The 11,430-nt window shown below is 38.1% G+C and carries 12 protein-coding genes, 2 pseudogenes and 2 riboswitches; of the genes and pseudogenes, 1 reads left to right on the forward strand and 13 read right to left on the reverse strand.

Translation table 11 applies throughout. From position 1 onward, the window contains the following. Positions 1-91 precede the first annotated feature (91 nt). The 11 genes and pseudogenes from M3183_RS25830 to queC all read right to left on the reverse strand — a co-directional run. A pseudogene (locus tag M3183_RS25830) lies at positions 92-337 on the reverse strand (transposase); the annotation flags it as partial. 188 nt (positions 338-525) lie between these two features. Continuing rightward, a pseudogene (locus tag M3183_RS25835) lies at positions 526-694 on the reverse strand (IS5/IS1182 family transposase); the annotation flags it as partial. A 456-nt stretch (positions 695-1,150) separates the two neighbouring features. Then, a complete protein-coding gene (locus M3183_RS25840) occupies positions 1,151-2,302 on the reverse strand; it encodes a hypothetical protein (protein WP_251474766.1) in 1,152 nt (383 codons plus the stop codon). Positions 2,303-2,408: 106 nt separating this feature from the next. Beyond that, a complete protein-coding gene (locus tag M3183_RS25845; RefSeq protein WP_251474769.1) occupies positions 2,409-3,035 on the reverse strand; it encodes an alpha/beta hydrolase in 627 nt (208 codons plus the stop codon). Between the two features lie 33 nt (positions 3,036-3,068). Beyond that, the gene (locus M3183_RS25850; RefSeq protein WP_251474772.1) at positions 3,069-4,037 is read right to left on the reverse strand and encodes a ring-cleaving dioxygenase; all 969 of its coding nucleotides are present in this window, start codon (positions 4,035-4,037) and stop codon (positions 3,069-3,071) included. Positions 4,038-4,123: 86 nt separating this feature from the next. Further along, on the reverse strand, positions 4,124-4,522 hold the full coding sequence (locus tag M3183_RS25855; protein ID WP_251474777.1) for a DoxX family protein: 399 nt from the start codon (positions 4,520-4,522) through the stop codon (positions 4,124-4,126). Between the two features lie 59 nt (positions 4,523-4,581). Next, positions 4,582-5,010 (reverse strand): MarR family winged helix-turn-helix transcriptional regulator, encoded by a 429-nt coding sequence (locus M3183_RS25860; RefSeq protein ID WP_251474780.1) that lies wholly within the window; start codon positions 5,008-5,010, stop codon positions 4,582-4,584. Between the two features lie 333 nt (positions 5,011-5,343). Then, the gene (locus tag M3183_RS25865) at positions 5,344-6,567 is read right to left on the reverse strand and encodes an MFS transporter (protein ID WP_251474783.1); all 1,224 of its coding nucleotides are present in this window, start codon (positions 6,565-6,567) and stop codon (positions 5,344-5,346) included. 378 nt (positions 6,568-6,945) lie between these two features. Further along, positions 6,946-7,674, reverse strand: a complete 729-nt coding sequence (queE, locus tag M3183_RS25870; protein WP_251474785.1) for a 7-carboxy-7-deazaguanine synthase QueE — start codon at positions 7,672-7,674, stop codon at positions 6,946-6,948. After that, positions 7,671-8,144, reverse strand: a complete 474-nt coding sequence (gene queD, locus M3183_RS25875; RefSeq protein ID WP_251474799.1) for a 6-carboxytetrahydropterin synthase QueD — start codon at positions 8,142-8,144, stop codon at positions 7,671-7,673. Before queD ends, queE begins: the two co-directional genes overlap by 4 nt. Further along, a complete protein-coding gene (gene queC / locus M3183_RS25880; RefSeq protein ID WP_251474803.1) occupies positions 8,144-8,800 on the reverse strand; it encodes a 7-cyano-7-deazaguanine synthase QueC in 657 nt (218 codons plus the stop codon). The genes queD and queC overlap by 1 nt, the downstream gene beginning before the upstream one ends. Before the next feature lie 55 nt (positions 8,801-8,855). After that, a riboswitch (PreQ1 riboswitch) is annotated at positions 8,856-8,898 on the reverse strand. A gap of 126 nt (positions 8,899-9,024) precedes the next feature. After that, a riboswitch (PreQ1 riboswitch) is annotated at positions 9,025-9,071 on the forward strand. A gap of 93 nt (positions 9,072-9,164) precedes the next feature. Between queC and queF the strand changes: the two genes are divergently transcribed. Further along, on the forward strand, positions 9,165-9,665 hold the full coding sequence (gene queF, locus M3183_RS25885; RefSeq protein ID WP_251474790.1) for a preQ(1) synthase: 501 nt from the start codon (positions 9,165-9,167) through the stop codon (positions 9,663-9,665). A 53-nt stretch (positions 9,666-9,718) separates the two neighbouring features. Here the strand turns inward: queF and M3183_RS25890 are convergent, their stop codons facing one another. Together M3183_RS25890 and M3183_RS25895 are read right to left on the reverse strand one after the other, a co-directional pair. Beyond that, entirely contained in the window at positions 9,719-10,045 is a 327-nt protein-coding gene (locus tag M3183_RS25890; RefSeq protein ID WP_251474792.1) for a hypothetical protein, read from the reverse strand. An 882-nt stretch (positions 10,046-10,927) separates the two neighbouring features. Beyond that, positions 10,928-11,257, reverse strand: coding sequence for a hypothetical protein (locus M3183_RS25895; RefSeq protein WP_251474796.1), 330 nt, complete (start codon positions 11,255-11,257; stop codon positions 10,928-10,930). Positions 11,258-11,430 lie beyond the last annotated feature (173 nt).

Consider the following 11,430-nt stretch of genomic DNA (forward strand, 5'->3'; position numbering starts at 1 on the left):
GTAATCCAGCTTTTTCGCAGAGTCCGCTTATTCCTAAATAGAATAAACCACCGCTTTTCTTGGCATAACAACATAGTTTACGAAAACAGCCTTTATTTATGGTTTGGCGCATGGAATGTATGCCAAAAATGTATTGTATGAAGACCATCTTAAACAAAACTACGGGGTCAATACTTGGACGACCAATCCCTGAATATAGGTGTTAAACCAAGGGATAGATGAACGAAAAATCAATAGCTGACTCTAGCTTGCGTACTAAATGATCTTCAGGAACTAATTGATCAATTGTCAGCATTTCTAATTGTCCGCGTTCATTTGATTGGTTTCTCGTCATCATGATACGTCACCTCGAAAGTATTTTATCCAATGTTTAAAAAGTTAAAGTTGATTGGAGCGGAGGGTGGCGACTCCTGCGGGAAAAGCGAGAAAGTCGAGACCCTGGACTGAGTGTAGCGAGGGAAGCGGCTCGGCCCCGCCCGCGGAAAGCGTCCATCCGGAGTGGAAATCAACCTACACTATTTACCTCTTGCGTTTATTAGCACTGTCCTTTACATGAGTGGAATCTAAGAAAATATGGTCAGCAGACAGCAATCCCATATCCATAATCTCCTTCAAAATGTGGTAAAAGATGTCTTCGAACACATCGGCAGTGAAAGCGACGCTCATAATTTTTACCGAAGGTAGAGAAGTGAGGATTTCTATTTTAAAAGAAAAAAGACTGCACCATCAAAAGAAATTGCTTTCGTATGTAGAACTAAGGTAAACATCTAATGATTTCAATTCCCGCAAAAAGCTCTCATGCAAATATTAATCGTCTTTCCCTATTAAATCAGGAATTATATCACTTAATGGACGCGTTAAATCGAAAGGATGGAAATTGAAAAATTCTCGAATAAGAGATAAAAAGATTTAACCTGCATATAATTTGATGAATCTTAATGTACAGCTCCCTTGCCTTCTACAGATTCATAGTGAAAAATCCTTAATTCCTCAAATTCCGCTCCCTTCTTGAAAAAAGCAATGGTCTTCTTGTCAATTAATTAACACTCCATTTTTTAAAAATAACGACTTAAATCTGTGTTTCTATTATTTATTACGCATTGAAAAATATTTGATCATTTACTGCTTCTTTTGAATAAAAGTGTGAATATTAATTTTCTACTTTCCCCATCTCAATTACCTTTTTCAAATACCCATATTCTTTTTCCTCTAAAATATCTACTTCATTATTAGTAGCCAGGAGAATCTGGTCCCTGCATTTTGATATCCTCTGAATCATGGGATATATCGTTAGACTAGAAAGATCTACAAAATCATATAAATCATTTAAGCGGACTGGTAATTTGTATCCCTTATTGCTGCTCGCAATAAGCAGGCCGCTGTCCCTAAGCTTTGACACAATGTTTGACCGGAAATAATGTTGATTAATTTTTATATCTCTCAGGGCATTCAAATTATCAAGGATTTCTTGTGTATAAACATATTCATCCGGATTTTCTTTCAAATTGAATAATAGGAACTTTAATAAATCAATCCGAAGCCGTTCCTCATCCTCTTCACTTTTATGGTGTTTTTTAATATAATGATAGACCTGGTTTACAGCCTGTTTGATAATAGCCTCGTCATATTGGGAATCATGATGGTCTGATTTGTAGTCATAAAGAAAGTGTTTGTAATCTGGGGGCAGTATATTAATAGCAGCTATTTTATGTTTCATACTTCTATATAGATATCGATATTGATTGGAAAAATAGGGCCGATCATACCCTTTTGCAAGAATGCCGGCAATAATAGATGATAATTGTAAAAGTAATTTCGATTCTGTCTGATTGAAACCAAATATAGAGTAATTGAATAAATCCGGAATGCTTTTTGTCTTTACATATTCTTGAAATTCACGCAGCAATGGTTTCGATTCCTTTATGTTGGCCACTAAGTCAAGCTGCTCAAAGGTCCTGTTTAGATCATCATAAAGCATTCGATTCACATACCGAATGAATGGCTTTTGATGCATCACTCCGCTTTCCTCTCTTATTTTTCTTTTATCGGCTGCATATGCATAGATACTAAAAGGAAAATCCTTCACTTCATTTAGGATTTGTAGCATGTCTTCTTCTGTCACGGGTAATTCCTTTTGGAAGTATTGCAGCGAAATCCTTTCCATTTCCCTTTCCAGAAATTCTATATTCGATTCTTTTACAAGAATTGCAACGATTATAAAATGGGTAGATACGTTCTGTTTGTCAAAATCAAAAGAATAATCTCCAAATTCATCTATAAAGGCATATTGAATCTCTTCCACTTCTCCCGCCCTCCGTTGTTTGCATTCATCTTTCTATACAATTTCAACAAATTTTGAAAGAACCCTTTATTAATTTTGATATTAAAAAAAATATCCACCTCTTTATTTAGTTCAAAGGTGGATTTTCTATGAATAACTTTTTATACCATTGGGCCGCCGCCCCAACTTCCTCTAAAGTTAATTGATGACCTCGATTTTCCCAATGAATATCTACGTTTGCATTGGCCTTTTCCAGTATTGCTTGTAATTCAGCTGATTCAAGAGGTGAACATAGGGGATCATTCGTTCCTGCGGTAATAAATACGGACTTACCTGACAGATCTGGGAGGTCAATTCCTGTTCTTGGCACCATTGGATGATGCAGAATTGCCCCCTTTAACGCATTTTGATAGTGAAATAATAAACTTGCCGCTATATTGGCACCATTGGAATACCCAATAGCAATGATATTATTTCGGTCGAAATTGTATTTTTCAGCTGCCCTATCAAGAAATTCATTCAATTCATTCGTTCGTAAGACAAGATCGGCTATGTCGAACACCCCTTCCGACAGTCTCCTAAAAAATCGCGGCATGCCATTTTCCAGTACATTTCCTCGAACACTTAGAATCGAAGCTTCTTCATCAATTTTTCCTGCAAGCGGCATGAGACTCAATTCATTGCCTCCAGTCCCATGAAGCAATAATAAAGTAGGTTTGGTTGGATCAAGTCCTTTATTAAATATATGTTTCATGACTATACCCTCTCTTTATTCATTATTCCTGTTTTATTCTAAAGATAGAGGCCGTAAATCTTCTTCAATCTCCTTACGCTGCGCCTCTAAGAACGGCGGCAGTGCCAAGCTTTGTCCCAGGGTTTCAATTGATTCATCTGTTGTAAATCCGGGTGTATCTGTGGATAATTCAAACAAAATACCATTAGGCTCCCGAAAATATAAAGCTTTAAAATAATAACGATCAATCTTGCCTGAATTCGGCAATCGGTTGTTTCTAATGTGCTGGGCCCATTTATCATATTCTTCTTCATTTGGGACCCGAAAAGCCACATGATGAATTCCTCCACGTCCTAAACGGGCTTTAGGCAGATCCGTTCTAGTTTCAATATGAACTTCTGCCCCGCTGCCTCCTTCCCCGGTTGAATACACTAAAATATTAGGGTAGTCCCCTTCAAGGGAAGGATAAGATCCTTCATAATGGAATCCCATGACTTCAGTCAGTACTCCAATTGTTGGTTCAGCAATGCTGAGCGTCAGAGTTACGGGTCCTAAACCTCTAATTGCATGTTCCAGTGGAATATCCTCACGCTGCCAAGGAATACCGCCTCTCACGCCTTTTTCACCATTATCGGCAACAAGGATTAAGCGGGTTTCGTCGAAATCTTTAAAGGAAAGTGTATCACGATTTGCTCTCTTTTCAATCTTGCCATGTTCAATCCCATACTGTGTAAAACGATCCTGCCAGAAATTTAATGAATCAGTACTTGGCACCCTTAAGGATACTGTCGATATATCGGAAGTTCCATGGTATGAATGCCCAAGACCAGGAATGTCAAAAAATGTTATATCAGTACCGGGGCTTCCTTCTGCATCTGCGTAGAAAAGATGATAGGACTTAGTATTATCTTGATTCACCGATTTTTTTACCAATCTCATCCCTAGGATTTTCGTATAGAATTCAAAGTTTTTTTCGGCTTTTCCTGTCAAAATGGACACATGGTGCAATCCTAATAATTTCATTACGTTCCACTCCCTTTTAAGTGCTCCTTATTTAACTTTGAGTATAATACTACTATTTAAAGATTCTCCAATTAGAGATATTACTTTTAAAATAAAATTGCATCTATAGCATATAAACCAGGTCCCATTAGGGCAACGCCAATCGCAACTGCAAGAATTATTAAATTATATTCATATCCATTTGCTGTTGACCATAATCCATTTGGAGCATGAACTTTCATAATAGCAACAATCATAGTACCTGCAATCAAGATTCCAGCAAGCGGGGTTAATAGTCCTAAAGCAAACAATAATCCACCAAGAAATTCTGCAAGTCCTGCAAACAAAGCCATGGTTACTCCTGGCTTAATTCCAATCGAATCGAACCAGCCTCCTGTACCTTTTAAACCATAACCGCCAAACCAGCCGAATAATTTTTGAGAACCATGACCAATGAATAATATACCTACAACCAACCTAATCAATAATAAACCAATATTTAACATCTGAAAATCACTCCTAAATTTATCATTTATCTCAGTTTCAAGATATATGTTTAAAAAAATTAATTCTTCACTCTCATTCGTACTTTTTTTAATAATTGAACGAAAAATTCAATCTCTTCATCCTGTAATGAATCAAATATAGTATCAATTAACATCTTGTGCTTCGGCAGAATTTCATCCATTAAGGTATTGCCGGCATCTGTTAATACTACATGAATTGCTCTGCGATCACTGGGACATGCAATTCGCTTTAACAAGCCTCTCTTTTCTAATTTATCAATCACATATGTCATGGAACCGCTTGATATTAGCACCTTTTTTCCAACTTGTTGTATTGTTTGCTTTCCTTTAAAGTAAAGCACTTCTAGTACAGAAAATTCAGTAATGCTAAGGTTTTCTTTTGTTAATTCCATTTTCATTCGATCTTGAACAGCTTTAGAAGTTTTCAGTAATTCAAGATATGGTAAATTCGTGCATTTTTTCTCCACTGTCATCACCTCCTATTATTATCTTTAAATTAAATATCTTGAATACGAGATAATGATAATACCGAAATACAAGAACAAAAGCGCAAACGCCTTTGGGACAACCTCAACCTGTCCCTGCGATGCAGATTCTTTTAGAATTTTTCCATAGTAGTCAACCCTCACAAGCCTAAGTTGCTCCCCGAAGGATGGTCCTGCCCCTTAAGTTCTCGAAGGACTAGGTGCTGGAGCTGGAATCAGATAACTAGTTATATGTTATTTTATATTTTCCTAAATAATAAAAAAGGGTCAGTCTCCCATCAAAAGGAGTCTGACACCCAAATTTTATTTATTGGTTTAGATAGCTTCACTTAGTGCATTCAACGATTTTTGCTCTTTTTTAGCTTTTCCTTTTCCTAAGCTAATCATAGCGATAAATGATACACAGTACAGAACGGCTAGATAACTCATTGCCACTGTTACGTTAGCATTTTCTAGAATAAAACCTACTAGGATTGGCGATAATCCGCCTAATGCTCGTCCAAAGTTAAAGATGGTGTTTGTTGCCGTGCTCCGAACCTCGACTGGATAGTAGTAACTGATTAATGCGCCATATCCGGCAAACATCCCGTTTGAGAAGAATCCTACGATGGCACCGCCAATTAGTACGCCTGCAGCTCCTGCTGCGAAAGAGTATAAGAATACTGCCACTGCTGATGCAAATAAGAAGATTCCAAATGCTTTCTTCATTCCAAGACGGTCCATGATTTGCCCGAATGTCAGCATCCCTGCAATCATTCCCACTGCAGTGCTGATGGTCCAAAGAGCAGAACCAGAAACTGAAAGTCCTTGTGATTTTTGCAGAATTGATGGCAGCCAAATCATCAAGCCGTTATATCCAGCAATTTGCACAGTTGCCATGATGGCTAACGCAATAGTGGTAAACGCGGTTCTTGGATTTGCAAATAATTGTCTGATATTTCCTTGTTTTTTCACTTGGCGTTTGTCTTTTTGTGCTGCAAGCCATTCTGGTGATTCTTTTAAATTCTTACGTACAATGAAGGCAAAGATAACTGGGATAATTCCGACGAAGAACAATCCTCTCCAGCCCCATGTTGGTAAAATCATTGCACTTAGCAATGCTGCAAGAATAACACCGTATTGTGCCCCAACACTTACATAAGAAGAGGCGCGGCCCTGTTTATTCTTTGGCCATGCTTCTGCAACAAGCGTCATCCCGATACCATATTCGCCGCCAGCACCTAAACCGGCAATAAATCTAAAGATGTAGATTTGTTCAACATTAGTTGCCATACCAGTCAATGCCGTTCCTAAAGCGAATAGAAGGACGGTATAAGTAAACACTTTTACCCGGCCGAACTTATCTGCTAATACTCCGAAAATGATTCCTCCGAATAGCATCCCCAGGTTGGTAAGAGACGAAATCAATCCCCCTGTTGCCATATCAAGATGAAATTCTGCGATAATCATTGACATGGCAAAGGAAATAAACATGATGTCCATCCCTTCCAATGTCAACCCTGCTACTGATGCGATTACTGTCTTTTTCTGATAATTCATTTCTTTTTTCTCCTTTCGAGCCTCTCTGGACTTGATTAAAAGATTTACAATAAATGCGGAAGTGCCTTGCTCAGCCCCGACAAGCACAAGGCAAGATGGCTGAAAGGTTGTAACCTTTTAGTCGGATTGGCTTGTGACCTCGAGGGGGCAGGCACTGGAGTTGGACAATTTTCAAAGTCCAACAAATATAATTACTTTTTTTCACAAAATAAAATGCCCTTCTGTCCAGGACAAAAGGGCATTCATATATCAACTTACATATACGAATATTCACGTTCACCCTTTTTAGCCTCTCTGGACTACTTTTAAAGGAAATTTCTTAATTATACTATCACGAATGTGGAAGGATGACAATTACTTTTTTAGAAAAATATTATTCTACACTCCCCGTTTATTTCCCCAAAGGAGGGTATGAAGCTGCGGCAAAACCTTTACATCATTTAATTGATTGTCTGCTGTTACGTCATTTACCAGCCACTCATATTTTTGTAGCAGCTTTTGAATCAATTCTTGATCATTGAAATTGGTAATATCATCATTTCCGACCTGCAAATAAAACGGGATTGTTCCATATCGTTTATGTACCATTTTCGCGTAAGTCAGGTCTTCCTGATCAAAAATAACCACTTTTAAACTCACATGATTTTTGAAATTATGATCTTTTAATTTTTGAAAAATCAAATCCAATATCTCAAAATTGGTTTTCATTTTTGAACTAGGCGGTTTTGGAGAAATCGTTAATTCATCAACATTTACAAACCAGTCCTGCCATTTGCTGCCCTGTGTTTCAATGCCGCATTTTATTCCTCTTTTTTTTAATAAGTCAATCAGCAATCCCACATTTTTAATCAATGCGGGATTGCCGCCTGAAATCGTAACAAAAGAAAATCGGTCTCCGCCAATCTCCTTTAATTCCTGCCAAATTTCTTCCGCATCCATCATTCTAATTTCATTCTTGCCGCTGCCATCCCAGGTAAAAGCGGAATCACACCAGCTGCAGGAATAATCACAGCCAGCAGTACGTATAAACATTGTTTTTTGACCGATTACCATACCTTCCCCTTGAATGGTCGGACCAAAAATCTCGATAACAGGAATTTTACTCATTCCTCCATCCACTCCCTTCTAGCCTCGGCGTAACTGGTCGGGGTTTCAAAGAGACGGACGAATTCGACTCGTGCGCTATGGTATTTTTCCGATGCTGCCTCTACCGCATTCCTCATTTTTTCATAAATCCATACAACCATGTTTTCAGCCGTTGTATTCATTGGCGGCAGCGTTTCATTTAAATATTTATGATCAAGATAAATTTCAATTTGATTTTTCCAAATATCTTTAATATCCCCGAAATCCATCATGAGTCCCTGGTCATCGACAAAACCGCTGATGCCGAAAATGACTTTATAAGTGTGTCCATGCAGGTTCTTGCATTTCCCATCATAGCAATGCAAATGATGGGCGGCATCAAAAGTAAATTCTTTGCTCACTAATACCCTTTTTGAATGGTATTTAAGCTGGCTGCGGTTGATGTCCTCGTCTATTTTCTGTAGTTTGTCAACGATTCTAAATCCGTACATCATTTGACGGCCCCGCTTAGATATTCATCCAGCCCTCTTTTTCTCAGAACACAGGCCGGGCACTCCCCACAGCCATCAGCAATGATGCCATTGTAGCACGTTAATGTTTTTTCACGAACATAATCAAGCTTCCCTAATTCATCCGCTAACGCCCACGTTTCTGCTTTATTTAACCACATCAAAGGGGTATGGATGACGAAATGATCGTCCATTGATAAATTTAAGGTAACGTTTAATGATTTGACAAAAATATCACGACAATCTGGATAACCGCTGAAATCCGTCTCGCATACACCGGTAATGATATGCTTCGCACCCACCTGCCGCGCAAGTACGCCGGCAAAAGATAAAAATAACAGGTTCCTCCCTGGTACAAAAGTAGATGGAAGTTCCCCATCCACACCTTCTTTAACTTCAATATCAGACCTTGTCAACGCATTCGGCGCCAATTGGTTTAATAAGGACATATCTAATATATGGTGTCTGACACCCAATTCATTTGCGATATTTTTTGCACATTCAATTTCTAAACGATGTCTTTGATTATAATCAAATGTGACCGCTTCTACTTCACCAAAGTTTTTTAGCGCCCAGAATAGACATGTGGTGCTGTCCTGCCCGCCGCTAAAGACGACAATTGCTTTTTCCTGTTTCAACATTCTTTAGGAATGCTCCTTTCAAAAAGAAAAAACAGTACTAAGAAATGTACTGTTTTTCTTAGTTTTTTAATGAGGGTAGCTAGAACCTCAACCGCGTAAAACGGATTTTTATTAGATTATATGAATCAGCAAATTTATATTACTACGTTTCTGTTTATCTGTCGACTATTCATTTTTAATTGACGGCTAAGTCTGTTTTCTATATCATATGAGTAAATGAATAAGGAGAGGTTCATAGCCGAAACCCTCTATAAAAAACTATGGATATTGAGATTAAGCCATGGCCATAGTGACATGGCTTTTCGTTTTTTTAGAATGGGTGAACCGTCCTCTTTTTTTAAAAATATAAGGAGGTCTTTTTATGTCAGGCAGAAGCAATGAGCAAGGTTTAAAGGATTTAACATTACTAGGAAATCAAAATAACAGCTATTTATTTGAGTATTCACCACAGGTACTGGAGGCAGTAGATAACCTTCACTCCAACCGGGATTATTTCGTTAAATTTAATTGTCCGGAATTTACCAGTTTATGTCCGCTGACAAAACAGCCAGATTTCGCAACGATGTATATTTCGTACATTCCTGATCAGAAAATAGTCGAGAGTAAATCACTGAAATTATATTTATTTAGTTTCCGAAATCATGGTGACTTCCATGAAGATTGCGTCAATATCATTATGAATGATTTAATCAAGCTCCTTAATCCGCGGTATATTGAAGTTTGGGGCAAATTCACTCCACGTGGCGGAATATCCATTGACCCATGGTGTAACTATGGAAGACCAGGCACCAAATATGAAGAAATGGCCAATTACCGTCTGATGAATCATGATCTTTATCCGGAAAAAGTGGATAATCGTTAAATGTAAAAGCCAGGCGCTCTTATTATTTGAGAGTGCCTGACGCCTTGATGGAATTACGATTCCTTTTTTAAAAGATAACAGGTCCCGTCATTAGCAAAGAAAAGATATTCCCCAAATTTGATATTAAAATCAACTGAATTCTTATCATAAATCAACTTCGATGTTTTCGTAAATTGATTGACTAGTTCAATTGGCGGATTCGGTATAATGTCTTGAGTGTGATTGGTAATGACGAATCCCCTTGGATTCAATCTCCGTTCGGACTTTAATTCCGTATTCCACTTACCATTTAGCAGGATCGATTCTGCGGTGAACTTTTCTTTGCGGCTTTGAACAGACCAAAGTTTCCGGCAATTGCACCGGTAGATTTTGTATTTCATCCCCATAACCTCTTTTCTGTAAGAATCGTTGAGAATCAAAATTAGGTCATGGTTCATTTTATTCGCATCGGTTGTGAATCATTAATCTATCCCTTTTTCTTATTTTTGATATCCCCCTTAAGTTTAGCTATACACGAGTTGATACAACTCATCAAACGGAAGTTTCATTATAAATGCTGCTGGAGTATTCCATCAGTGGTATTTTTACCTCTGTCTTCTTTTTTGACCTGCGGTGGGCAATATCCACCCTTTTTTCTTACCGTTGACTTCTTTTTTGACCTGCGGCGGGCAATATCCACCCTTTTTTCTTACCGTTGACTTCTTTTTTGACCTGCGGCGGGCAATATCCACCCTTTTTTCTTACCGCTGACTTCTTTTTTGACCTGCGGCAGGCAATATTCACCCTTTTTTCTTACCGCTGTCTCCTTTTTTGATCTGCGGCAGGCAACATTCACCCTTTTTTCTTACCGCTGTCTTCTTTTTTGACCTGTGGCGGGCAATATCCACCCTTTTTTCTTACCGCTGTCTCCTTTTTTGACCTGCGGCGGGCAATATCCACCCTTTTTTCTTACCGTTGACTTCTTTTTTGACCTGCGGCGGGCAATATCCACCCTTTTTTCTTACCGCTGTCTCCTTTTTTGACCTGCGGCGGGCAATTTCCACCCTTTTTTCTTACCGCTGACTTCTTTTTTGACCCGTTGCAGGCAATAACAACCATTTATTTTTACCGACGGCTTCCTTTTTCATCTCAGCCGGGTAATATCAACGTTTCATTTTTAACCCTGAACACCTTACTAACATGATTAACCCTTCCTTTATTAATTTACAGCAGGCAATTTCTCCTCATATTCATACCAATCCTGCCTATCATTCCATAAGTCCTCATGACAATATCGTATCGAGATAATTTCCGTTCCCTTTACTAATTTCTAACCCTTGTTTTTCTAATTCCCGCCATATTTTTTGGTCCAGCTTGAAGGGAGATATTTTTTGAAGTGAGGCTGCTTCCTCTTCCGAAATTTGTAAATGGTAATCACGTTCCACGTTTTTAATCACAATTTCATAATTCTTGAATTTCATTACGAGCATCTCGTATTGGGGATCCCACTCAATCAATTGCCGCTCTACACATCCAGCCACATGGAGCAGATATTTTTCAGAATTGTAATTATGTGCCATTAAACCTCTTGTAAACCCATTGATATTCATCATCATCATTCTCCTTTTTTAAATATAAAAACCCCCTCTGCATTGGATAGAGGCCACTGAAAATCTTCGATTTTTTAGGAGACAAAATAAAATATAAAAAAAAGACGACTCAAGAATTCCAAAAGGTTGAATTTTGAGTCGCTTTTTTGATTAAGTGGGATATATATTCCACTTAT

Origin of the sequence: Neobacillus mesonae, assembly GCF_023715155.1 — a bacterium.
Taxonomy (GTDB): domain Bacteria; phylum Bacillota; class Bacilli; order Bacillales; family Cytobacillaceae; genus Neobacillus; species Neobacillus mesonae_A.

Coding starts and splice junctions, on each gene's coding strand:
- queD (WP_251474799.1), bottom strand. CDS start 8,144: ATGTACGGATTTAGAATCGTTGACAAACTACAGAAAATAGACGAGGAC.
- M3183_RS25865 (WP_251474783.1), bottom strand. CDS start 6,567: ATGAATTATCAGAAAAAGACAGTAATCGCATCAGTAGCAGGGTTGACA.
- M3183_RS25895 (WP_251474796.1), bottom strand. CDS start 11,257: ATGATGAATATCAATGGGTTTACAAGAGGTTTAATGGCACATAATTAC.
- queE (WP_251474785.1), bottom strand. CDS start 7,674: ATGAGTAAAATTCCTGTTATCGAGATTTTTGGTCCGACCATTCAAGGG.
- queF (WP_251474790.1), top strand. CDS start 9,165: ATGTCAGGCAGAAGCAATGAGCAAGGTTTAAAGGATTTAACATTACTA.
- M3183_RS25890 (WP_251474792.1), bottom strand. CDS start 10,045: ATGAAATACAAAATCTACCGGTGCAATTGCCGGAAACTTTGGTCTGTT.
- M3183_RS25855 (WP_251474777.1), bottom strand. CDS start 4,522: ATGTTAAATATTGGTTTATTATTGATTAGGTTGGTTGTAGGTATATTA.
- M3183_RS25850 (WP_251474772.1), bottom strand. CDS start 4,037: ATGAAATTATTAGGATTGCACCATGTGTCCATTTTGACAGGAAAAGCC.
- M3183_RS25845 (WP_251474769.1), bottom strand. CDS start 3,035: ATGAAACATATATTTAATAAAGGACTTGATCCAACCAAACCTACTTTA.